22 protein-coding genes are annotated in these 24,027 nt (G+C 48.8%); 11 read left to right on the top strand and 11 right to left on the bottom strand.

The genetic code is table 11. The features are described 5' to 3' along the window. The 6 genes from P2W83_RS17070 to P2W83_RS17045 are packed head-to-tail and all read left to right on the top strand — an operon-like array spanning nucleotide 1 to nucleotide 5,854. Nucleotides 1–1,095: an efflux RND transporter periplasmic adaptor subunit gene (locus P2W83_RS17070; protein ID WP_276134982.1), complete on the top strand. Its 1,095-nt coding sequence runs from the start codon at nucleotides 1–3 to the stop codon at nucleotides 1,093–1,095. Next, nucleotides 1,092–2,354: an ABC transporter permease gene (locus tag P2W83_RS17065; RefSeq protein WP_276134981.1), complete on the top strand. Its 1,263-nt coding sequence runs from the start codon at nucleotides 1,092–1,094 to the stop codon at nucleotides 2,352–2,354. The genes P2W83_RS17070 and P2W83_RS17065 overlap by 4 nt, the downstream gene beginning before the upstream one ends. A 2-nt stretch (nucleotides 2,355–2,356) precedes the next feature. Next, nucleotides 2,357–3,061, top strand: coding sequence for an ABC transporter ATP-binding protein (locus P2W83_RS17060; RefSeq protein WP_276134980.1), 705 nt, complete (start codon nucleotides 2,357–2,359; stop codon nucleotides 3,059–3,061). A 10-nt stretch (nucleotides 3,062–3,071) separates the two neighbouring features. Then, complete coding sequence (locus P2W83_RS17055; protein ID WP_276134979.1) at nucleotides 3,072–4,145, top strand: sensor histidine kinase; 1,074 nt, start codon at nucleotides 3,072–3,074, stop codon at nucleotides 4,143–4,145. Beyond that, complete coding sequence (locus P2W83_RS17050) at nucleotides 4,145–4,906, top strand: LytR/AlgR family response regulator transcription factor (RefSeq protein ID WP_276134978.1); 762 nt, start codon at nucleotides 4,145–4,147, stop codon at nucleotides 4,904–4,906. Before P2W83_RS17055 ends, P2W83_RS17050 begins: the two co-directional genes overlap by 1 nt. An 18-nt stretch (nucleotides 4,907–4,924) precedes the next feature. After that, on the top strand, nucleotides 4,925–5,854 hold the full coding sequence (locus tag P2W83_RS17045) for an alpha/beta fold hydrolase (protein WP_276134977.1): 930 nt from the start codon (nucleotides 4,925–4,927) through the stop codon (nucleotides 5,852–5,854). A 78-nt stretch (nucleotides 5,855–5,932) separates the two neighbouring features. On the opposite strand, the gene P2W83_RS17040 is transcribed toward P2W83_RS17045, so the two are convergent. The 9 genes from P2W83_RS17040 to P2W83_RS17000 all read right to left on the bottom strand — a co-directional run bounded on the left by P2W83_RS17040 (nucleotide 5,933) and on the right by P2W83_RS17000 (nucleotide 13,447). Further along, nucleotides 5,933–6,556 carry a DUF4294 domain-containing protein gene (locus P2W83_RS17040; RefSeq protein ID WP_276134976.1) on the bottom strand — a complete coding sequence of 208 codons (624 nt, stop codon included), beginning with the start codon at nucleotides 6,554–6,556 and terminating at the stop codon, nucleotides 5,933–5,935. Between the two features lie 73 nt (nucleotides 6,557–6,629). Next, complete coding sequence (locus P2W83_RS17035) at nucleotides 6,630–6,992, bottom strand: response regulator (protein WP_276134975.1); 363 nt, start codon at nucleotides 6,990–6,992, stop codon at nucleotides 6,630–6,632. A gap of 95 nt (nucleotides 6,993–7,087) precedes the next feature. Continuing rightward, a complete protein-coding gene (locus P2W83_RS17030; RefSeq protein WP_276134974.1) occupies nucleotides 7,088–8,113 on the bottom strand; it encodes a threonine aldolase family protein in 1,026 nt (341 codons plus the stop codon). Between the two features lie 25 nt (nucleotides 8,114–8,138). Then, complete coding sequence (gene gldE / locus P2W83_RS17025; RefSeq protein WP_276134973.1) at nucleotides 8,139–9,482, bottom strand: gliding motility-associated protein GldE; 1,344 nt, start codon at nucleotides 9,480–9,482, stop codon at nucleotides 8,139–8,141. 90 nt (nucleotides 9,483–9,572) lie between these two features. Next, nucleotides 9,573–10,037: a single-stranded DNA-binding protein gene (locus tag P2W83_RS17020; RefSeq protein WP_276134972.1), complete on the bottom strand. Its 465-nt coding sequence runs from the start codon at nucleotides 10,035–10,037 to the stop codon at nucleotides 9,573–9,575. A gap of 46 nt (nucleotides 10,038–10,083) precedes the next feature. Further along, nucleotides 10,084–11,157, bottom strand: a complete 1,074-nt coding sequence (gene mutY / locus P2W83_RS17015) for an A/G-specific adenine glycosylase (protein WP_276134971.1) — start codon at nucleotides 11,155–11,157, stop codon at nucleotides 10,084–10,086. Between the two features lie 20 nt (nucleotides 11,158–11,177). Continuing rightward, complete coding sequence (locus P2W83_RS17010; protein ID WP_276134970.1) at nucleotides 11,178–12,206, bottom strand: acyltransferase family protein; 1,029 nt, start codon at nucleotides 12,204–12,206, stop codon at nucleotides 11,178–11,180. Between the two features lie 102 nt (nucleotides 12,207–12,308). After that, nucleotides 12,309–12,737, bottom strand: coding sequence for a sulfite exporter TauE/SafE family protein (locus tag P2W83_RS17005; protein WP_276134969.1), 429 nt, complete (start codon nucleotides 12,735–12,737; stop codon nucleotides 12,309–12,311). A 143-nt stretch (nucleotides 12,738–12,880) separates the two neighbouring features. Further along, nucleotides 12,881–13,447, bottom strand: a complete 567-nt coding sequence (locus P2W83_RS17000; RefSeq protein ID WP_276134968.1) for an inorganic diphosphatase — start codon at nucleotides 13,445–13,447, stop codon at nucleotides 12,881–12,883. A gap of 402 nt (nucleotides 13,448–13,849) precedes the next feature. Here P2W83_RS17000 and P2W83_RS16995 point away from each other — a divergent pair, with 402 nt between their 5' ends. From P2W83_RS16995 to P2W83_RS16975, 5 genes are all read left to right on the top strand, one after another. Then, nucleotides 13,850–14,677, top strand: coding sequence for a MotA/TolQ/ExbB proton channel family protein (locus P2W83_RS16995; RefSeq protein WP_276134967.1), 828 nt, complete (start codon nucleotides 13,850–13,852; stop codon nucleotides 14,675–14,677). A 95-nt stretch (nucleotides 14,678–14,772) separates the two neighbouring features. Next, on the top strand, nucleotides 14,773–15,435 hold the full coding sequence (locus tag P2W83_RS16990; RefSeq protein WP_276134966.1) for an ExbD/TolR family protein: 663 nt from the start codon (nucleotides 14,773–14,775) through the stop codon (nucleotides 15,433–15,435). A 53-nt stretch (nucleotides 15,436–15,488) separates the two neighbouring features. Continuing rightward, nucleotides 15,489–16,100 carry an ExbD/TolR family protein gene (locus tag P2W83_RS16985; protein WP_276134965.1) on the top strand — a complete coding sequence of 204 codons (612 nt, stop codon included), beginning with the start codon at nucleotides 15,489–15,491 and terminating at the stop codon, nucleotides 16,098–16,100. 61 nt (nucleotides 16,101–16,161) lie between these two features. Further along, entirely contained in the window at nucleotides 16,162–16,962 is an 801-nt protein-coding gene (locus P2W83_RS16980; RefSeq protein ID WP_276134964.1) for an energy transducer TonB, read from the top strand. Between the two features lie 411 nt (nucleotides 16,963–17,373). Beyond that, entirely contained in the window at nucleotides 17,374–18,780 is a 1,407-nt protein-coding gene (locus tag P2W83_RS16975; protein WP_276134963.1) for a hypothetical protein, read from the top strand. Between the two features lie 910 nt (nucleotides 18,781–19,690). On the opposite strand, the gene P2W83_RS16970 is transcribed toward P2W83_RS16975, so the two are convergent. Both P2W83_RS16970 and P2W83_RS16965 read right to left on the bottom strand, forming a co-directional pair. After that, entirely contained in the window at nucleotides 19,691–19,918 is a 228-nt protein-coding gene (locus P2W83_RS16970) for a hypothetical protein (RefSeq protein WP_276134962.1), read from the bottom strand. Between the two features lie 19 nt (nucleotides 19,919–19,937). After that, a complete protein-coding gene (locus tag P2W83_RS16965) occupies nucleotides 19,938–23,783 on the bottom strand; it encodes a DUF7948 domain-containing protein (RefSeq protein WP_276134961.1) in 3,846 nt (1,281 codons plus the stop codon). Nucleotides 23,784–24,027 lie beyond the last annotated feature (244 nt).

The following is a 24,027-nucleotide window of genomic DNA, read 5'->3' as shown; positions in this document are numbered from 1 at the left end:
ATGAAGCGGCAACTATTATGGTTACTGTTAGCTTTTACCGCTGCCGGCTGTAAACAAAAAACCACCGAGGTACGCCTGCAGGTGAAATCACTCACCTCGGCTGTGTATGCATCGGGTTCACTGGTGCCTGAAGAGGAGTATAAAGTAGTATCGAGCATGGATGGTTATTTGGTGCAGGCTAACGTGAACGAGGGCGATATTGTACAGAAAGGACAACTGCTCTTTCGCGTAGATAACGATGTGCGTGATGCACAGGAAGCAAGTGCGCGCGCGCTGGTGGTTCGCACCATACCAACTGCAACCAATAATGCTCCTGCCCTACGCGAACTGCGTGGCAGAATAGAAAAGGCACGCATACAACTAAGAAATGACCAGGCAGAATACGGAAGATATGAACGCTTATACAACCAGAAAGCGGTATCCAAGAGTGCATATGACCAGAAATTCCTGCAGTACCAGGCTTCGTTGAAAGACTACGAGAACATGCAGCGTCAGTTGCAGGCACAAGAATTGACTGCCGATATACAACTGCAGCAGGCACAAAACCAGCTGATAGTTGCCAAAGCGCAAAATGAGGTTGGTCTGTTACGCAGCTATGTCAATGGTACGGTGTACGAAGTGTACAAGAAGAAAGGCGACCTCGTAGCACCCAACCAGCCTATAGCGCTGATAGGCGCGGGCAAAATGATCGCCAAGCTGCTGGTAGATGAAGATGATCTGGGCAAAGTAACAGAAGGACAGAAAGTGCTGATCATCATGGATGCTTATCCCGACTCAGTGTACCGCGCGCATATAGCCAAGATCTACCCGCTGCTGAACAAAGCAGAACAATCGTTCCGAATAGACGCAGTGCTGGATGAGCCCGTACCGGTGACCATGTACGGACTGAACCTTGAAGCCAATATTGTGCTAGCGGAGAACAGGCAGGTTTTAGTATTGCCTAAAGCTGCCCTGCACAAAGGCGATAGCGTCATGGTGAAAAAAGGCAAAGAGAAGCAACTGATAAAGATCAGCAAAGGCCTGGAAGACGACGACTACGTGGAAGTAACCGGTGGTATCGATAAGAACACAGCTGTAATCATTGAACAAGAATGAACTGGAAACTAGCATTCTCCATAGCGGTAACTCACCTGGTTACCAAAAAGAAGCAGAGCGTCATTGCCATGCTGGGCGTGACGTTCGGTATCTCCATGTTCATCATCATGATCAGCTTCATGACCGGCGTGAACCAGTTTACCGAGGACATGGCAATGGACAATACGCCACACGTGCGCATCTACAAACCACTCGACATAGAAGACAACAAGATCATCGCAACCAATAAACCACAGACCGATAAGCAATGGTATGTGGTGGAGCACGTACGCCCGAAAGATGAACTGCCCAAAATAAAGAACGGCCTCAAACTGGCTGAACAGATAGAATCTATGCCGGAAGTGGAAGGCGTAGCACCACAGGTATCGAGCCAGGTGATTTACAACAACGGCCCTGTGCAGATACCGGGAACCATCTATGGCATAGATGTAGAAAAGCAAACTCATCTCTTCGAGCTCGATAAAAAGATGGACTACGGCTCGCTTGACGATCTGCTGAAGGCCTCAGACGTAGTGGTAATGGGTAAGGGCCTGGCTAAGAAGATGAACATCAAGATGGGCGACCGCGTTAGTATCACTACTCCCGCAGGTAACTACCTTACATTGAAAGTAGCAGGTATCTTTTCTTTTGGCATCGTGTCAATGGATGAGAGCCGCTGTTACGCTACGCTAGCTACCGTGCAGAAGATATTGGGCAAAGACCCGTCTTACATCACCGACCTGCACATCAAACTCAAAGACCTGAACGTTGCCAAGCCATTTGCCAAAAGGCTGGAAGCCCAGATAAAGGGAGTGCGCATTGAAGACTGGGAGACAGCCAACGCATCATTCTTTGCAGGCAACCAGATCAGGAATATCATGACCGTAGTTGTATGCCTCACGCTGCTTACGGTAGCGGGCTTCGGTATCTACAATATCATGAACATGAATATCATCAACAAGATGAAAGACATCGCCATCCTGAAGGCCACCGGCTTCCAGAGCAACGATATCACAGCGATATTCCTGCTGCAGTCTGTTATGATAGGCCTGGCGGGCGGCTTGCTCGGATTGATCATTGGTTTTTTCGTCAGCTACTTGTTGTCGATGGCGCCATTCCCCGCTGGTGATTTCGTGAGGATGAAAACTTTCCCGGTCAACTTTAAGCCGGTGCACTACCTGTTTGGTTTGTTCTTTGGTTTTTTGACCACGCTGTTCGCGGGATACTTCCCATCCAAGCGTGCATCTAAAGTTGACCCTGTACAGATAATAAGAGGATAACAATGGCCACAGTACTGAAAGCAGATAATATCGTTAAATACTTCCTGCAGCCGGAGAAGTTCCAGGTGCTGAAGGGTGTGAGCTTTGATGTGAATGAAGGCGAGTTCCTTTCCATCGTCGGTAAGTCGGGCTGCGGTAAGAGTACGCTGCTTTACATTCTCTCTACCATGGATACCGACTATGAAGGCAACCTCGAGATACGCGGTGAGCGTGTAACGGGAAAATTGCAGAACGAACTCTCTGCCTTTCGCAGCGAGCATTTGGGTTTTGTGTTCCAGTTTCACTTCCTGCTGCCCGAGTTTACTGCACTGAAAAACGTGATGCTGCCTGCGCTGAAGCTGGGCAAATATTCGCCCGAAGAGATAGAACATCGCGCCATCGAAAAGTTGAAGCTGGTAGACATGCAGGACTTCGCCACCAAATTTGCTTCAAAGCTCTCTGGTGGACAACAGCAGCGTGTGGCCATTGCACGTTCGCTTATAAATGACCCAGCGATCATTATGGGCGACGAGCCTACGGGCAACCTTGATAAGGCTAACTCGCAACGCGTGTTCGATATATTCAGAAAACTCTCGCACGAGAACAAGCAGACCATCATCACCGTTACCCACGATCCTGACTTCGCGAATGGTGGCGACCGCATCATGGAGATGGAAGACGGCAGGATCATCAACATGCACTACCCGGTAAACAATGTAAAACACTAAGCGTACTTTAGTGAGAAGGAAACCAACCATATTGTCTACGCCGCAGCAAAAGAAGATAAACTACCTGCAGTACCGCTTCACGCCGTATTTCCTGATACTGCTGTTTGTACTTGGCGGTGCAGTTTTCCGCTGGTACCTGTTGACGGAGTGGCCCTGGTATTTTCATGTGATGTCCTTCTTTGGTCAGTTCGTCATGATGACCATTATCTGGCACCTCATCGTGTGGTTGAATAAAAGACTTGAAACTCGTTTTCCTTTTGAAGAAGGACCACTGCAGCGTATGTTCCTGCAAATACTTTTTACGCTGCTTATACTCTCACCTATAGTGGCCATAGGCCTGAAGGTAACCAGGCCGATCTGGCCGGTTGGTGTCAATGACATGGTGGTCGGCGTTACACTATTCCTATTCACCATCGTTATCATACTATTCAACTTTAGTTTTTACGCTGCTTACTTCTTTACCAACTGGCAGGAGTCAGTCGAAGAGCGTGCGGCCCTGGAGATACAGGCAGCACAACTGCAGCGTGAGAAGTTTGACCTGCAATACCACCAACTGAAGAACCAGGTGAACCCGCATTATCTGTTCAATACACTTACTTCTCTTGATGGACTGATACACACCAACCCCGAGCTGGCATCAGAGTTTGTTCGCCACATGGCTAAGGTGTACCGGTACGTGTTGCAGCATAAGGAAAACGAAGTGGTAAGCCTGGACGAAGAGCTGGAGTTCATCAGTCACTATATAGAGCTGCTGCAGATACGCTATGGCGCGGGCATCAATATCCACCACAACATCTCTGCAGCCGCCAAAGAGCGCGGCATCGTGATGGTGACGACACAGATGCTCATCGACAACGCCATCAAGCACAATATCATCAATCCCAATCACCCGCTCAAGATCATCATCTGGGACGAGGGCGACTACCTGCAGGTGTACAACAACAAACAGCTGCGCCGGCAGATAGAGACATCCAACAAGCAGGGACTGGCGCAACTGCAACAGCTGTATTCGTACCATTCAGGCAAGCCGGTGATCATAGATGACAACGACGAGCATTTCACAATTAAGATACCTTTGCTGTGATGAAGATACTGATACTGGAAGACGAACACCTGGTAGCGCAAAGCCTGATAAAACTGGTGCGCCAGCTGGAGCCTGATGCGGAGATAGAAGGCCCGGTAGACAGTGTGATCGATGCGAAGGACGCACTAAGCAACTTCAATCCTGATCTTGTCATTTCAGACATCCAGCTTTCCGACGGTATCAGTCTCGATGTATTTACCGAGGGTCAGATCAAATGTCCCATCATCTTCACTACCGCTTATAACGAATACGCCATACGCGCCTTTAAGGTAAACAGCATAGACTACCTGCTGAAACCGATAGACAAGAAGGAGCTGAAGGCAGCGCTGGATAAATTCCACGAGCTGCGATCTAAGTTGGGCAACGACCAGTACCTGCAGCAGCTGGGCGAGCTCTTCAGCGATCTCAAAAGCGGCAAGAAGTACAAGGACCGCTTCACAGCCCACCATGGCCGCAACATTGTGCTGATACACAGCAAAGAGGTGGCGGGTTTTACTAAGGAAGAGGTTATTTACCTCGTTCATGCTGATGGAAAAAAATATATCACCGACTACCGCTCGCTCGACGAAATTGAAGAGCTTTTGGATCCCGAACAATTCTACCGCGCCAACAGGCAGTATATCATTTCCTTGCCCCAGATAGACACCATGCGCAGCGACGAGACTGGCAAAGTTATAGTCAGGTTAAAACCGCAGAGTTTCCCCGAAATTATTGTCAGTAAAGAGAAAGCGGCCGCATTTCGCAAGTGGGTGGAAGGTTGAATGTCGTACCTTTAATGAATGCGGCTGTTGACCCTTTTATTCGTGTTATTGATGTTTGCCTTCGGTGCGGGGGCTCAGAAAGTTTCCTTTGAAGGGTTGAAGGAGATCAATGGCGTGAAGATGTACTTCAAGATCATTGGCGAGGGCGAACCGCTACTGGTGATACACGGTGGACCAGCAATGAACCACGACTACCTGCTACCACACCTGCTGCCACTTGCAAAGACCCACAAACTCATATTCTACGATCAGCGCGCCAGTGGCCGTTCCGATATCCCTCTCGACAGTATCAGGGCCATTAGTCACGAGATAATGGTGGATGATATAGATGCCATACGCAAGGAGTTCAGGCTGGATAAGATCAATATACTAGCACATTCGTGGGGAGCCAAGCTGGCCATTAACTATGCGCTCGACTATCCCGAAAACGTGGGCCGGCTGATACTGAGTAATCCCACTACCCTGAGCCATGAATACGATAGCCTGCAGGTGGCCGCTATGGCTGGCAAAACAACAGTAGCTAATGCCGAACGTAAAAAGAAGCTGGTGACCTCAAAAGAATTTTTGAGTGCAGACCTGGGTGTTTACAAACAAGTGCTGCAGCTTAACTATCTCACATCCTTCTTCGATACTACCAATCTCGCAAAGCTTGATATCGTGCTCGATAATGATTTCTTTCGCCAGAATGCATTGCTTATGCGCGGGCTGTACAGGGACTATGCGAAATACGATGTCAACTATTATCCTTTCCTGCGTCGTGTTGCGGTACCCGTATTGATCCTGCATGGCCGTGCCGATAATATACCGCTGGCGGCTGACGAACGACTGGAGAGCAGTCTTGCCAATGGTACCTTGGTGATCTTCGACAGCTCGGGTCATTTTCCTTTCATTGAAGAGAACGGCAAGTTCACACAGTCGGTGTCTGCATTCCTTAGCAGTAGCAACTAAATACTTAGTTACCATTTACGATAAACAATGGCCCGCATCACTGGTGCGGGCCATTCTCGTTTCTATATAGAGGACAAATTATCGTTTCGGGTATTTCACGTCCTGGTTGCGCAGGGCAGTGCGTTCCATTTCGCCATACACAGCTGGCAGCGGGTACCCCAGGTCTTCCATAATGTGTTCCAGCATCGGTTCGTCGGCGGGCGTGTAGCGTTTGTTCAGGTTAAAACCGTTGAACCTTGCCCATGCCTGCCACTTCACAGCCGTAAAAGGATTTTTGAACTCGCCGAGCATGCTGTAAATGTTGACGCCCGTTTGGCGTGCTACGAGTTTTACCAGCAAAACGCCCTGCGTTTCGTTCAGGTTTTTTACTTCGTTCTCAAACTTATCGCGCAGCTCGTCTTCTTTCGACGATACAAAGGCTTTGCGTTCCTTTCTGTTGGTATTTGGATCGTTGACCTTTGCATCCAGCTCGTTGAATAGTTTGGTGGCCGCGTTGAGGTAGGGGAGAATAGTGGTAATGTAGTACCGGGTCTGGTTGTACTGGTAGCGCACGGTGTCGTTGGCCCATTTGCGTTCTGCATTCACGTTTACCGTAGGCAGTTTTACCATCAGCAGGGTGTCAGGTGCATTTGCATCCTGCGCCTGTGCCGATGAGCAGCTCAATATAGTAACCAACGCCCCGAGGCTCACTATCCCTTTCATACAGCACAAAGGTACAAGCAGTATGCCAGAATAGCGGTATTGTTAACGTATCAATGGGTTTCTTAACAGTTGCTTACGCTGCCTTCAGCGTTACTTTGTTGATAGCATCCTCCAGCTCGCGTATGCCAAGCGGTTTAGGAAGGAACATGTCCGCATGGGCTTCTTTGGCCAGCTTAGCACCTTCGGTGTTGGCCGATATACAGATGATAGGAATTGCCTTATAAACGGTGTCCTCCTTCAGTACTTTGGTTGCCTGCAACCCGCTCAGTACCGGCATTTCGTTGTCCATAATAATTACATCGGGGTGTACCTCTTCGATCTTGTCCATGAGGTGCAGACAGTTTTGGGCCGTATGCACCTCGTGGCCTCGTCGCTGCAATATCATGCTGTATAATTGCAGCACATCTATCTCGTCGTCAAATATCATAACTTTCATCTCTTCTGTCTTTTGCCGCTACAGCAGAGAGAAAAACTGTGCCATGTCCCGGTTTTTTCGGCTATATGACAATTTGTAACGCCTTGGTATATAGGCTATTGGGAGAGCCTTTCCAGCTCAGTAGCAAAGCCTTCTATGTCTGTGGAAGAAGTGTCCCAGGAACACATCAATCGCGCCTCATTGCTGCTTTCCTTCCATATGTAGAAGGGGTATTTTTCCTGCAGGACGGTGGTCCATTCCACAGGTAGTTCGGCGAAAACAGCGTTGGCGTGCACCGGTTTGGTCAGTTTTATCTGAGGGTATTTTAACAAAACGCCATTGAGTTGCTGCGCCATTTTGTTGGCGTGTGTGGCGTGTTGTCTCCAGTTGTCGTTGCCCAGCATGGCCTCAAACTGCGCGGCTATGAAGCGGGTTTTAGACGCCAGCTGCATGCTTTGCTTTTGCTTGTAGGCTATGTGCTCAGATAGTTTTTTGTTGAACACCACCACCGCTTCGCCAAACATCATTCCGGCCTTGGTGCCGCCCAGCGATAGTATATCTACACCTACATTGGTGCTGATGTCTTTCAACTCGCAGCCAAGTCCCGCAGCTGCGTTGAGGAAGCGCGAGCCATCCATGTGGAGGTACAGATCATTAGCATGTGCCAGGTCGGCTATGGCTTTTATTTCTTCAGGCTTGTACACGGTGCCGTATTCCGTGCTTTGTGTTATAGAGAGCAGTTTGGTTTGCGCATAGTGCACATCGCCTTTGCGCATAAGGCGCTGCTGTATCACTTCCGGTGTCAGCTTGCCTTCATCGTTTGCCGGCAGGGGGAAGAAGCGACAGCCCGTAAAGGTTTCCGGTGCTGAAGATTCATCGCAGTAGATATGCGATACATCGGCACACAGCACCGCATTATACGACATGGTAGCGCTGCTGATGCTAAGCACATTCGCGCCCGTACCGTTGAAGACGAAGTACACGTCCACATCGGCACCAAATACTTCCCTGAAAAGTTTTATTGTACGCGCTGTGATGTCGTCAGCTCCATAAGAGCGGGCGTGTTCACTGTTGGCGCGTTGCAATGCTTCCATTACTTCGGGCAATACACCCGCATAGTTATCGCTGGCAAAACTTTTCATTGAAATGTAATGTGTGTGGTAAAGATTAGTCTTCTTCCATCTCGTTGATGGTAAGTTTTATGCGCTGTATACGCATGCGCTCTATCTGCAGTACGGTAAAGTCGAACTGCTCGTAGCTCACGGTCTCATTCACAGCAGGGAATTTGCCGGATATTTCCAGTAACAGCCCCGCAAGTGAATCGCTTTCGCCGCGTACGAGGTCGAAGGTGTCTGATGGTTCGCCTATCAGGCGGCACACGTCGTTGATAAGGGTTTTACCTTCTATGATGAAGTTGTGGTCGTCGATCTTTTTAAAGTGCAGGTCTTCTTCGTCAAACTCGTCTTTGATATCGCCAATGATCTCTTCCATGATATCCTCCAGCGTCACGATACCTGATGTACCGCCAAACTCATCCACCACTACGGCAAAGTGTATGCGCTTTTGCTGGAATTCCTTTAGCAGGTCTTCTATCAGCTTGCCTTCATGCACAAAGAAGGCGTGGCGTATCAGCGTGTGCCATTCAAATTCGTCCAGCTCTGCATAAGGCAGCAGGTCTTTGGTGTGAATGATACCCGCTACTTTGTCCAGGCTGCCTTTGTACACTGGCATGCGCGAGTAGCCCATCTCCACCGCAAGGTTCTGCACCTGACGGAAGTTCAGGTCGTGCGGAATGCCGCTTACGTCGAGGCGCGTACGCATTATCTGGCGCACCGTGATGTTACCAAACTTCAGGATGCCTTTGAATATATTCACCTCCTCGCGCGTAGCAGTGTGGCCCACGGTCAGCTCAATAGCGTGTTCAAAATCCTCGCTGCTGATGTTGCCGGGATTGCGGCTGCCCATCTTTTCTTCGATATAGCTGGTAGACGATACCAGCATTTTGCTGACAGGTTTGAAGATGCTGGTCAGTATTTGCAACACAGGCGCTGCAAACAAAGCCATGCGCATATTGTTTTGCGTAGCGTACACTTTTGGCAGCACTTCTCCGAAGAGTACCAGCAAAAAGGTGACCGCTATTATCTGTATGAAGATAGAGGCTGTCGGGCTCAGGTCGTGCGGCAGCAGCTGTCTCAGTAATACGTTGGTAGTAACGATGATGGCGATATTGATGAAGTTGTTGGCCACAAGTATGGTAGCCAGCAACATTTTGGGGTTCTCCAACAGGTTCACCGCCTGGCGGCTGCTTTGCTGGTCTTTTGTCTTCAGGTAGTTAATATCCTTTGCCGTAAGGCTGAAATACGCCGTTTCTGCTCCTGCTGTGATGGCGGTCATCAACAGCAGCAACAGTATGATAATGATAAGGATAGTAGTATTTGATGCAGAGAAAACCCCTGGTGCCTGTAGTAACATAGTATTCAGAATCGTCTCGCCCTCAGTTGTGTTTCGCAAGTTCAATACGGTTTGGTGTTGCCCAAAATTAAAAAAAGGAAGAAATATCATCCATTTCTTCCTTCAATGCTTATATATTTTCATGCCAGCCTAAAATGGCAGGTCGTCTTTAGTACCACTTGTGCCGGGGTCAAAGCTCATGTCAGGAGCCGGAGCTGTGAAGCCGTTCATGTCTGTTGAATGGTGCGTATCGGCAGCGGGCTGGTAATCAGTGCCGTTCTCCTTACGTTTGTCCAGCATTACCAGGTTGTCGCCCACTATTTCAGTGCTGAAGCGACGGTTCTTGTCTTTGTCTTCCCAGGTGCGGGTACGCAGGCGCCCTTCGATGAACACGAGGCTGCCTTTGTGCAGGTATTTTTGAGCTAACTCGGCAAGGCCGCGCCATAATACCACTGTGTGCCATTCTGTTTGTGAAACCAGGTTGCCATTTTTGTCCTTAAAAGTCTCGGTAGTGGCCAGTGGAAACTTCGCTACAGCGATGTTACCTTCAAGATATTGGAGATCCGGATCCCGCCCTAAGTTGCCTATCAACATTACTCTATTAACTCCTCTCATGATTGTTCAATTTACCAATTAACAAAAATTATAACTTAATGGATTTCTAAAAGTATAATTTTTTTTCTAAAAAAGAAACAATCGTTTTCGGGAAACCATAATTTTTTAACGCCTTTATGGGCACCCATTCTCCACCTTCCAGCTTCAGTTCCGAGGCTTTATCTACACCGGCATTAAAGAAACGGCTCTCGATCAACCTGTGTGTGAGACGCTGCTTCTGCTGACCTTCGTATTGCAGTGCTGTCTTCAGTTTTAACGCTTTGTACGAGGGGTGTGCGGCAAGCGCCTGTATATCCAACGCTTCTGTATGCTCTACAAGGTAAGGCTCGTGCAGGTTTTGCCAGATGTCAGACTCTGTGCGTTTGCGTATCCAGAGCTTGTCGCCATCGGTGAGCAGTATGTAGTGAAAGTAGCGGGTAGTCACCGCTGTTTTTTTAGCTTTTACCGGCAGCAAGGCAGTCAGTTCCTGTTTGTAACCAGTGCATTGCTTCAGCAATGGACATTCGCTGCATTTTGGGTTGGCCGGTGTGCACACGGTAGCGCCCAGGTCCATAATGGCCTGGTTGTAAGCTGCGCTGTCTTGTTCGTACAGCAACTCTTGCGCCAACGTAGCAAATTCCTTTTTGCCTTCTGTACTATCAATAGCTGTGTCTACGGCAAAGTAGCGCGACAGTACACGGTACACATTGCCATCCACCACAGCGTTAGGTCCACCAAAGGCGAAGGATGCAATAGCTGCCGCGGTATAGGGGCCTATGCCTTTGAGTTGCAGCAGCCCTTCATATGTACCGGGAAACTTGCCTTTCAGCTCACCGGCAATAATGCGTGCAGTAGCCAGCATGTTCTTGCAGCGGTTATAATAACCCAGCCCCTGCCACAGGCGGAAGGCATCTTCGTCTTTTGCTTTGGCAAGCGCTTTTACAGTGGGATAAGCTTCGGTGAATTTCAGGTAGTAAGGCAGTCCCTGTTGCGCCCTTGTTTGTTGCAGTATGATCTCAGAGAGCCAGATCTTATATGGGTCTTTCTCCTGCTTCCACGGCAGCGAGCGGTCGTTGGCCGTATGATGCCAGTCTACCAGTCTGCTGGTAAAGTATTGCTTCTTAGTATCGTTCTTTCTCATTCCAGTGCAACGGGGCTCGTCTATTGTCCCGTTACCGGCACCAGTTGAGGTGGGGCAGGTAAAGGACTGCTGTCGCCGATCTTCTTACTCCGTTTTTGAAACGGTTTTTCAACCAGCAGGTAAAACAGCGAGGAGCATGCAAAAATACAGGCTATGCACAGTAAATTGGTTATCACCGGGTCCATCCCGGGAAAAAACCTGTTGGCCAGACCGAAAAACCTGCCTACGATCAGGTTGTGTATCAGGTACATGGAGTAGGAGATAGTGCCGATGAACAGCAGTGGCCGGGGCACTTTGCCTATGAACTGTATGGCCGCCAGTGTTACGACAGCCAATACCAGGTATTCAGGATCGAAAGCATAGCCGATGATCAGGCCATTGAGAAGCATCAATAACAACGTGGCCAGGAGGTTTGTCTTGCCCGTAGTAAATAAGAACAGGCTGATGCCCAGGCCAAAGAACGGCATGTGCTGGAATATGTGAGCCCGCGATACCGGCAGCAACGCGCTGGCGATGACCAATAGCGCCGTCAGCCACATCGTGCGCCGTTTTGCCGATACCAGCAGCGGAAAAATGAGCGACATTAGGATATAGAATTCAAACTCAATGGCAAGCGTCCAGTAAGCAGCATTGAGCCATGGATTACCAGTAAAAGCATTTAGGTAAGCCAGGTGGCCCAGTGTGTTTGGCCAGTTGATGGTAAACGGCTGTCCGCCCGACCATGGTGATAACGAATTGACGAAAAGCAGCAGCAATGCCAGCACAATCGAAAGTATGTAAGGAGGCTCTATCCGCGTTATCCGCTTCATCATAAACTCTTTAAAGTCGCCGTACTGGTAGTTGTATTTCGACATGGAGAACGGTATGATAAAACCTGAAATGATGAAGAACATGTTGACCCCCATATGGCCATAGTCGCCAAGCAGCCAGAGGAAGCTGCCTTTCTTAAGTCCGAAATAGAAATTGCAATGGTGCAGCACTACCCAGCTGGCCGCCAGTCCGCGCAATAGTTGGATCGATCTTAATTCCTTAGATCTTTTGGTAAGCATGGTGAAAGGGCACCAATCAGCATCGGCTGTGGTGTCGATGCAATTTAGCCCCTGCTACCAGCGAACAGGCCAGACGCAAGCGTCATACTTGCATACTACTTATCATTTTTGGCCAGCTTCCCTGTGCTCAACAGGAAGCTTGTTGGTGGGTGGAGTGGAAGGTTTATCGAAAAACAGGTACTTGATGCCAATAATTATCATAAACACGGCGAAGATCCTTTTCACGGTTATGGTGTTCATGTCCTGCACCAGTTTTGCACCGAAATAGCTGCCAATCACGAAAGTAACTGCCATTATCAGGGCATAAGACCATTTCACATTGCCGGCTTTGTGGTACACCATCACTGCCAATATTCCTAAGGGAAGCATGAGCAATGCCAGCGATGTGCCCTGCGCCATCTTCTGGTTGAGCCCAAGCAGCAATACCATCGACGGAACGATCACAAGCCCGCCGCCAATACCCACGAGGCTGCTGAGCATACCTGCGGCTAGTCCAATAAGCAGCAATGTCACTATCGTTATTATACTCATTTCCTTCACGGTTTATGTTTATTAAGACGAGCGCAAGTTAAAGCAATGCAACTATTCGCTCCGCCGACATTAAAGAATAGAGCCAATTCTTAATCCTAACCAAAAAATAAAGCCACCGTGTAGGTGGCTTTTTCTATTTAGTGTTAGTTCGATTCGCTGTGTTGCAGTTCCGCTACTTTGCCAAATTTGGCCTGGTAGTCGTTGATGCTGTGCTGGAGGATCTTCTTAGCCAGGCGTGCACCCTGGAAATCTTCGATCTTCACCACTTTGTTCTCCAGTTTCTTGTATTCTTCAAAGAAGTGGCGCAGCTCTTCGATGAAGTAAGTAGGCAGCTCGCTGATGTCGTTGATGTGGGCAACACTCATGTCGTTGGCGCAAACAGCTATCAGTTTATCATCAGCCTCGCCCTGGTCCAGCATGCGCATCACGCCTATGATCTTGGCTTCTACCAGGCACATTGGCTGCATGTCTATTTGTGATATCACCAGTATATCCAGCGGATCTTTATCGTCGCAATAAGTTTGAGGGATGAAGCCGTAGTTGGCAGGATAATATACTGAAGAGTACAGTACACGGTCCAGCTTCAGCATACCGGTTTCTTTATCCAGCTCATATTTCGCCCTCGAGTTACGAGGTATTTCAATAACAGCAGTTACTACATCGGGGGTATTCTCTCCGTAACTAACGGAATGCCAGGGGTTGAAGTTCATATCGTCTATTTTTCGTTTCGTTTGCCTGTTCAGGCAATTTCGGGGCGGCAAAATTACGGCAGGAATTGGCAAATTCGCGCAACAGCAGCGGAAACAGTGCAATAAACTTGCACAGGCAGGTCAAATCCACCTGTTTAGCCAATTGTTAAAATATTTCTAACTAGCTACAGCAATTCGAAAAAAACATAATTTCGGCATCCCGTCAAAAGAAGGGATCTCCTAATTCAAACATGCACAACATTTTAGCTAAAGTCACGGCAATGTAAATGACTATTAAGTTTACAATAAAACTTATCTAGCCGAGTTGTTTTATTCTAGCGTCCTTATATCTTTGCAGCCTCATCATATAGTGTATTAATAAATAACATAAACAAACAGTAAAAAACAAATAAAAATTCAATTATGGCAGACGTAAAAACAGCCGCAAAAACTCACCAGGCAGGTAAACCTAAAAATGCTAGCAATTTTATGATCAACCTGATCATCGTTTTGGCCTGTATAGGTGTGGCTGAAATTGTATTTCACGTAGTAATGGGCAGCGCAGCAAACTTTAAAGATGCTGAGAAGCACGTTCCTGCAAACGGTATGGGTACTATGTACCTTGGTGGCTGGGTTGTACCGGTTCTGATGGGTACTGCACTTACACTGATCGCGTTCATCGTTGAGCGTGCACTGACTATCATCAAAGCAAAAGGTAAAGTAAACGGTGCTGAATTTGTACGTAAAGTGCAATACCACCTGGCTAATAAAAATATCGACGCTGCCCTGGCTGAGTGCGACAAGCAAGCAGGTTCAGTAGGTAACGTAATGCGTGCCGGCCTGGTTAAATACCGCGACATGATCAACAACCACGAAATTGATACAGATCAAAAAGTACTGAGCATCCAGAAAGAGATCGAAGAAGCTACAGCACTGGAACTGCCAATGCTGGAAAAGAACCTGGTGTTCCTTTCTACTATCGCTTCAGTAGCTACCCTTCTTGGTCTGTTCGGTACCGTACTTGGTATGATCCGTTCATTCGCTGCGATGGCAACTGCAGGTTCTCCTGACGCTGCTGCCCTGGCTGCTGGTATCTCTGAGGCCCTGATCAACACAGCCCTCGGTATCGGTACTTCATTCCTGGCTATCGTATCGTACAACTTCTTTACTACTATCATCGACGGTATCACTTACAGCATCGACGAAAGCGGCTTTACTTTAACTCAAAGCTTCGCGGCTAACTACAAGTAATAGTTAAAAAACTCAAAATGTGAAGTAGGGTTTGTGGAAACTGAGAAGTTTTGGATCTGATTACTAAATAAACAGCCGAAGAAAAAAAATAATAGATGCCTAAAGTAACAATGCCACGAAAAAGCACCACCGTCGATATGACGGCGATGTGCGACGTAGCCTTCCTGCTGCTTACGTTCTTCATGCTGGCAACAAAGTTCAAACCGGACGAGCCAGTAATGGTGAAGACCCCGGCGTCGATATCGGAGATACCCATCCCGGACAACGACATCATGCTGATAACCGTTGATCCTGCCGGACGTATCTTCTTCTCTATCGATAATAAGAACATGCGTAAGGAACTTATTGAGAAAATAGACGAGCAAAAAGGCCTTGGCCTCACCGACGAAGAGAAGAACAAATTTGCTATCGGTGCTTCTGTTGGTACTCCTTTCACTCAATTAAAGTCTTACCTGGCTGCTGAACCTGAGCAACAAAAAGAATACGATAAAACAACAAAGGGTATCCCGGCCGATACATCTGTACTGAACGAGCAAAACGAGCTTGCACAGTGGGTGAAAGAGGCAAGGTACACTAACCCTAAGTTGCGTATCGTGATCAAAGCAGACGGTGCTGCCGGTTATCCGGAGATCAAGAAAATCATCAGCACGCTGCAAGGCTGGAAGATCTTTAAGTTCAACCTGCTGACCAGCATGAAAGAACCACCTGCAGGTACTGCCGCCTACGATATGAAACACGGCGGAGCACCACAGCAGTAGTTCCTGATCGAAAAGAAATAATTTAATTAACTCAATAACAAAAAGAAAGTTCCATGGCTGAAATGGATACCTCCAGTAGTGGAGGACATAAGAAAGGCCCCGGGGTCAAGAAAGGAAAGAAACTTTCTACGCGTATTGACCTGACACCGATGGTGGACTTAGGCTTTCTGCTGATCACGTTCTTCATGTATACGACTACCATGTCGAAACCGAAGACGATGCAGATCAATATGCCGTACAAGGATGAGAACATAAAGGAAGAGGAACAAACCAAGATCAAGAACAGCGTAGCGTTGACTGTGCTGCTCAGCAAAGACCACCGTGTATATTACTACGAGGGTATTGGCGACGATCCTCAAAACCCGCCTAAGCTGGAAGTGACTTACTTCCGCGCCAAAGACGGAATCCGCGATGTGCTCATCAACAAAAAGAAAACCATAGAAGATATGAAGCGTGCAGGCCAGCTCACAGGCAAAGACCAGCTTACAGTGCTGATCAAGCCTGACGAGACCAGCACCTACGAGGACATGGTGAACATGCTGGATGAGATGAACATCAACGACGTGCGTGTATATGCACTGTTGGATATCTCTCCGGTAGATAAAGAATTTATCTCGCTCACTGAACAGGCAAACGCGGGTGGAGCTGCACCGGCAACACCGTAAACTTTTATGGAAAATTATCCCGGCAGCATCTAATAGCTAACGGGCAAACGAAAAAGAATTTATGGATATTAATAAAATACTGAAAAGCGATTACCTCGATATCCTGTTCGAGGGCCGTAACAAGGCCTACGGAGGATACGATCTGCGCAAGAAATATCCTCAGCGCATGCGTAATGCAGGTATTATCGTGGTTGGTGTTACAGCTTTGATAGTGGGCGGCTCAATGGTTGCCAAAGCTATCAAAGGCAGGGAGAAAAAGCCGGTAGCCATCATGAAGGAGGTTACCCTGGCCGAACCACCACCAATAGACGAGAAGAAACAACCACCACCACCGCCGCCGCCACCACCACCACCGGTGAAGCCGACGGTAAAATTCACGCCTCCTGTAATTAAGAAAGACGAAGAGGTACGTGAAGAGGAGAAACCACCAGAAGTAAAAGAACTCGAAGATAAATCGGCAGGTATCAAGACGCAGGAAGGTGATCCTAACGCACTTGATCCGGGTATCACAGAACCGGGAACGGGTGTGGTAGCTGCTCCGCCTCCGCCGGAGATCTTCAAATACGTTGAGCAGATGCCCGAAGCTCCGTACGACGTAAGCGCTTACATGGCTAAGAACATCAGGTACCCTGATGCAGCCCGCGAGGCTGGTATCGATGGCCGTGTTAACGTACAGTTCGTAGTAAGTGAAGACGGTAGCATTGGCGACGTAAGAGTAGTAGGTAGCAAACGCCTTGGCGGCGGTCTTGAAGACGAAGCCGTACGTGTAGTAAAAGGCATGCCTAACTGGAAACCAGGTAAACAAAACGGTCGTCCCGTTAAAGTGTACTACACACTGCCTGTGATGTTCCGCCTCGAGTAGTACGATTGGACTTAACTAACATAAAAAGCCCCCGCATAACGCGGGGGCTTTTGTTTTTATACCAACCAAACTCCCCTCCTCAGATGAGGAGGGGAGACCGGCAGAGGGCGCAAGCCCGTTGCCGGTCGGGGTGGTTGAAAAGCTGAGGAATGTTACTCAGGCTGAAAAGTGTTGCGCAAGCCCTCATAACGTATCCAACCACCCCAGTTTGCAACGAGCCCTCCAGGCTCTCTGCAAACATCCCCCTCCTTAACTAAGGAGGGGAGTTCTCGTGATCCCACAACCCCCTCCATACCCCACAATCGTACAACAACCATTGTACATTCAGCGGCTGAAAATGGGTTAAAACACCCTTGACATAGGTATCACCATACTCTAGCTTCGCCGCTAAATCACCACCAACACACACCTATGAAAAAACTACTGTTCATTGCGCTGGTAATAACCGGCGCATACGCCTGCAACCAGGCTGTGAAGACCGGCGAGAAAGGAGATGGCAAAGAGTTCAAACCATACAACTCTTTTTGCAGCAACGGCGACACCAATCTTTGTACACTGCTGCCTTACGACGTAGCAGAGAACTTTGGCTTCGGTTACCAGAGCGTGCTCGACTCCCAGTTCCAACCACCGTTCGATGCATTCTCCTGGCAAACCTTCATCGCCCTCAACTGGCCTGCTGATGCCAGTGGCAATCCAACAGGCAATTCTATCAGCGCCAACCCCGGCAACAAACGCGTGTGGGAGTATTACATTGATCCGTCAAAAGCATTCAGCAACGGGCTGCTGGGCGGCGAGCTGAAACTGCACATGGATGCTGCTGAAAGCAATGGCCAGAAATTCCTGTACATGGATTCTAAGTCTCCGCACGACCTTGGTCTTACCGTGCCTCGCCCCGATGAATTTGTAGAGGCTGATGGCAAACCACTCGTAGACCGCAACCTCAATTTCACGCTGTACGAGATCAAGGTAAACAACGTAGAAGATACCTTCATCCGCAACAACAAACTGAATACTGCGGCTGGTATTTACAAATACGCATCGCAGGGTCGCGCCGGCAATGCTGCGCTTGAATTACCTGAAAGCGACTCGGCCAAACAAAACCCCGGCACCATCGAGGTCAAAACATCATGGCGCATACTCGATCCTGCAAAGGGCGACGATACCAGCAGGTTCTATTGTCGCAAGGCCACTATCTACATTGATGCGGCACACACTACCAACAAGAAGACGTTGATCGTGCCCGGTGTCACGGTAGGCCTGGTAGGTATGCACATCATCCGCAACACACCCAAGATGAGTGGCTTCCTTATATGGACTACCTTTGAGCACGTAGACAATGCACCCGAAGAAGGCGAGCGCACCAACGGCACCCGCTGGTCGTACTACAACAAGGACTGCAAGGATTGTCCTGTTAACACACCGCCGCCATTCCAGCCCGGCGACAATAAGCAATACCTCTGGAGCCCCACGCCACCATACGCCAGCCACTATACCGACAGCATGAAAGGTTACGGCACACAGGTAGTGCGCGAGAACGCTATTTACAAATGGACAGACGTGCTCAACAACTGGTGGCGCGCCAAACTGCAAGGCACCGTGTGGGCCAACTACAAACTGGTAGGTACCCAATGGGAGCGAGGCGAAGGTTTGTCAAGCACCAAGCCTGCACCCATCTACCTCGCCAACACCACGCTGGAAACATACATCCAGTCAACATCAAGCTGCATAGGCTGCCACAGTGCCGCCAAAGTAGTATTCAATCAAAAAGACACGGTAACAACAGCACTCAGCTTCCTGTTCCCGATATATAAACATTAGGTTAGAGGGTAGGTCGATATTAGACAGAACGCCGGGCTTCTGCCCGGCGTTTTATTATCTAGAGAACTCCCCTCCTTAGCTAAGGAGGGGCGACCGGCAGAGGGCGCAAGCCCGTTGTCGGTCGGGGTGGTTGAAAAGCTGAGGAACGCTATTGCAACTGAAAGATGTTACGCAAGCCCTTACATCCCACACCCAACCACCCCCGTTTGCAACAAGTCCTTGCGGACTTTCTGCAAACATCCCCTCCTTAGCTAAGGAGGGGAGTTGATTTAATTCCTTTTTGTACGCTCACTTTTTTCCGCCTGGCACCAGGATCAATTACGTCGGCCTTTCCCAGTTCCCGACGAAACAAGTATAATTGCTAGTATGCCTAATACTATTGTTGCTATTGCTACTACGAGTCCTAATAAATACTGGGTTCCATGGTCCATTAGTCTGATTAATTTTTGTGCTGTCAGGTGTTTCCACCTGACACATTAAGTCCCCCCTTTTAGAAGGGGGCGGAGGGGGATGTCCACTCGCGCAGGACAGATAATACTATTTAAACAAATACCTTCTTGCCAACTTCACCAAGCAAAACGCCACTGTATACAAAACGCCAAATATCGCCAGCCAAATACAAAGATTAACACCGAAAACAGCTATCAGTTTATCAGTTGCGTAGTGCCGCGGCTTGTAGGTATACAACCATGTTGTCACGGCAAGCGCAGGTAGCAAAACAATAGCCAGGTGTTTAAATATATTCATGACCTCCTTATCATCCCTCCCTTTTTTGTGTTGTCAGGTGTTTCCACCTGGAATCAATCATGCATCCCGTTAAATGCATCAATAAAGTTCCAAACCTGAGTGCAAAAGTAAATGATGATGACTATTAATATAAATGCCAGTAGCCACCCAAATGATCTTACTATTAACCATTTGTCCTCTTCCATCTGATCTTTATTATCCCTCCCACCTTCGCCACTACCCAATACATAGCCGACGAAAGAAAGAAGATGCTGATGAAATACAATATGCCCACTACGACATAACCGATTATCGATTGATAGCTGAGATCCCATTCATCCTCGTCTATCAAAAACAGTATCACTGTAGTGATAATAGATAACCAGAGCAGTCTTTTATAAGGCTTGTCCATATTGTCTGTTTATAAAAGTTTAACGTGCTACCGTAAACCTTATTGTCTCGATGCCGGTCTCATGCTGCAGCTTCAACATATACACGCCATTGGCCACCGATGCCGGCAAAGTTATTTCTAATTGATGATTGGTAAGAGCGGCTTTGGGATCAGCGTACACGGTTTGTCCCACAGCATTGACAACATCAATGCTCACCTGTCCTTTTGTGAGCGGCAGGTAAACAACAAACGATCCGCTGTTCGGGTTAGGATACAGCTTCAAGCCGCCTGTTGTTGCAACATCCTCGACACCTGTCTTGATATTCACCACCATCTTATTGCTGACAGTACTTGCAGGAGTAGCGCACCACACACTGCTCGTCACAACACAGCTTATCGTATCTCCGTTCGACAGGTTGTTGGCACTCCAGTTATCGCCGGTGGCGCCTATTACATCCAGCCCGTTGCGTTTCCATTGGTATTTAGGCAGCGGGCCTGCATCGGTGACTGTGGTATTAAATCTTACCAACTGCCACGGACTCAGCAACAACCCCGGATCGGCAGTGATAGATACTGTTGGACCAGGTGCCAGTGGCAGCACAGTCACGCCTATTTTAGTGCTTGCTATCGACAATGGTGCACTGCACACACCTGTTACGGTCATTACGCAATATATACTGTCGCCGTTGGTGATGTTGGGAGTAGTGTAAGTAATAGCCGTAGCTCCTGGTATCAGCACTCCGTTTTTATACCATTGGTATTGCGGACTTGTGCCTGCATTCAGCGGCACTGTAACAAAGGTCACATTGCTGCCAATACATATCGTGTCGTTGGGGCTGGGATAAATAGCCAGCGATGACACGGTATTTACTACCACCGTCGTATAGCCCGCACCCGAAACGCATCCATTCAACTCGGCCTGTACATCGTAAACACCTGCATTGCTCATAGCTGCAGGGGCAATGGTGGGATTCTGCATTGTGCTGTTAAAACTGTTAGGACCTGTCCATTTGAAACTGGCACCGGCCAGGTTGGTGGTTGCAGTCAGGTTGAGTGCGCCGCCCGCACACACCGGAGAGTTGCTAGCCGCTGTAGGTGTAGCTGGTGTTGGCTTGACCGTGACACTCGTGGTGTCTTTTCTCGTGCAACCTCCTCGTGAAATGGTTACAACATAATTGCCTGAATGCCCGGTGGTCGGGTTGCTGATAACGGGGTTTTGTGCGGTAGATGTAAAAGATACCGGACCCGACCAACTGTAACTTGTGCCTGCCGTTCCTGATGCAGTAAGATTCAGCGGGCTGCCGGCACATACAGGCGTGTTGCTGCCTGCGGTGTCGGTAATATTGGTGATCTGTATATTGAGACCATTGTCGTCTGAAATATATGCAGGGCTACTGGCCACAATGCGCAGCCTGTAGTTGCTGCCTGTTGGTGTGTTTACAGGAATTACGCAAATGATCGTATCAGACAAGCCGCTGTTTTTGCTGCCGATGTTCGCGGGGGTCGCAAAGCTGCCGCTGGCATTCGAAAGTTGTGCGGTAAAGCTATTGCCATTGTTAAAAGCCGGAACCGTTTTGTATGCCAGCTTCAGTGTATCGTCGGGGCATAAAAGAGTATTAGTAAAAGGCGGAATGATGTAAACCATGGTATCGGGCGCAAACTTCGCCAGTAAAGCATCGGTACTGCCACCGTACACAGTTTGGTGAGCGGTTGATGTAGCTATGCCGCTGGTGCTGGCAGTCTGCCCGGTAAAGTAGATAGCATCGCTTTTGGTGTCGTATGCTATGCTGGTTCTCCCGTAGTCGTTCGGGCCATCATAACCTGCTGCTCCGAAATAGCTGCTCCATCTGAGTGCACCCGCGGAGGTGACCTCGGCGAAGAACTCGTCGTTAAGGCCCCCGTAGCTGCTTTGCCATGCACCGCTTGTTGCTATGCCCGATGTTGAGTTTGTATTGCCAACGGCATAAATACTGCCGCCGGGACCCATGGTGATAGCTGTTACAAGGTCGCCGTTATTGCCGCCAATATAGCTGCCCCAAAGCCTGCTGCCCGAAGAATCGAATTTCGCCAGGAAACCATCGGTGCCGCCCTGCAACGAAGTTTGAAAAGCGCCGCTAGTAGCCATGTTTGTGCTAAGGGTCGCTCCTCCAATAAATACATTCGTCCCGTAGCAGGCGACAGAGGAAATGCCATCAATCGAAGTGCCGCCATAGTGTGTTGCCCAGATAAGCGCTCCGTTGCCATTGTATTTTACAAACACACCATCTTCAGATCCGGGAGAAGCACTGTTGGGTTGAAAACAACCGGGCGTTGTTTGCATGTGACCGATTCCTTCACCTACTGCGTAAGCGTTGCCGAACGCATCGCAGGCCACGTTATGAAAATGATTGGTGTGCATGGTGCCATAATAAGTGGCCCATAACCTGGTGCCGGCTGACGAAAACTTTACAATAAAGCCGTCGGGATCGATTGCTGCGGCGGGATTGCCATTCGCGCGTAATGGTTGTGCGCATCCCGGTGTGCTGATGCTGGTGTCACTACCGGTTTCGCCAGCCAGGAAAATATTCCCGGCAGGGTCGCAGGCTACAGCTGCGAAATCATCATAGCCTTCCCCGCCATAGTAAGTACCCCATTGCCTGGCACCGGAAAGATCAAATTTTACCAGGAATACATCAGAGCGGAGATTGTATTGGGTTGTTCGGAATGCACCCGTTGTTCCAAGGCCCGTAGGGCTTAGGGTCCGTCCCGAACCGTAAATAAAACCACTGGGATGATAAGCCAGTGACTGCAGGTCATCACCATCGGAGCCGCCATAGTAGGTTGCCCATTGCCGCACCCCTGAGGTATTGAACTTAACGAGCAGGCCATCGCCAGTGCCCGTATAGGTTGCCAGGAATGCGCCGGTTGTAGCTATGTTGTTACTGCTGATTGTGCTGCCGGCAAGATATACGTTGCCCGAAGTATCGCTAACTACAGCATACCCCAAATCCTGGTTGCTTCCGCCATAGTAGGTTGCCCATTTTAGTACGGGGTCTATCACAAGTGTATTGTTTGTTTGTGCAACAGCAAATCGCAGCTCGTTTCCTTCAATCGCAAATGAAGAAGCAACCTCCTGTTTCGTTTCCGCGACATAACTAAACGGCTTTTGCTCAGTAATACTACCAAAAGGTGTTTCTGCTATCAGCGCACCGTCTGCCAGACGTAAAGCAGTAGCTCCGTTATAGCGCAGTTTTATCTGCTTTGCGTCACCACCAGCATGTACTACAAAGTCATATTTCAGCTGGTTGTCTTTGCTATATAGCACCCAGTCTATACCGGGGTAAACGTTTTTATAAGTGATCGTGTTGTAGGCATAGGCAGTAGCACCATCGGGGCACTGCGGCAGGTAGTAGTTCTCAAAATAACCCTGCTTCTTGCCGTATACAGCAATAGCCTTAGTATTAGCACCCACCAACTCCACATCCATGCGGTATATGTCCGTGGTCACAGGTTCTTTACTTTCCTCACCACGATCGAAAGGGCTGTGACGTTCAGTCCCCCCTTTCGCCGAAGCGGAGGGGGATACCAAAGCAGTCCCCCCTTTGAAGGGGGCGGAGGCCTGCCAATTTGCAACGCCAGCGCCGGGCCGGGGGGATGTCCCACTCACGCTGGTCCGGCTCCACTGGTAATGAATAGCACCTCCACCCACAAACACCACTAACCCGTTTGCTTCCATTTTAGCATCAATTCCGTTGCGGTGGTTACCATATTGGTCAACAATTTGTCCTTTGTTCTCAATAAACGCAAGTGGTTTTGCTTGTTGTTTGGCGGTTTCTGCAAGTCCCGGTTCACGTCCGGCAGCAAAAAATGGCAGTAATAGTAGAATGGGTAGGTAGCGGGTTATCATAAGTCAGGTTTAGGAACAATAAATATAATAAATATGGATGAGGTTTGACAAGCAAAACTCCCCTCCTCAGATGAGGAGGGGCGATCGGCAGAGGGCGCAAGCCCGTTGTCGGTCGGGGTGGTTGAAAAGCTGAGAAATGCTATTGCTGCTGGTATGTGTTACGCAAGCCCTCATAACGTATCCAACCACCCCCGTTTGCAACAAGTCCTTGCGGACTCTCTGCAAACTCCCCCTCCTTAGCTAA

Source organism: Polluticoccus soli (genome assembly GCF_029269745.1).
In the GTDB taxonomy this organism is placed as follows: domain Bacteria; phylum Bacteroidota; class Bacteroidia; order Chitinophagales; family Chitinophagaceae; genus Polluticoccus; species Polluticoccus soli.
The sequence above is the reverse complement of the archived record's forward strand: the minus strand, read 5'-3'. Positions and strand labels throughout refer to the sequence as shown.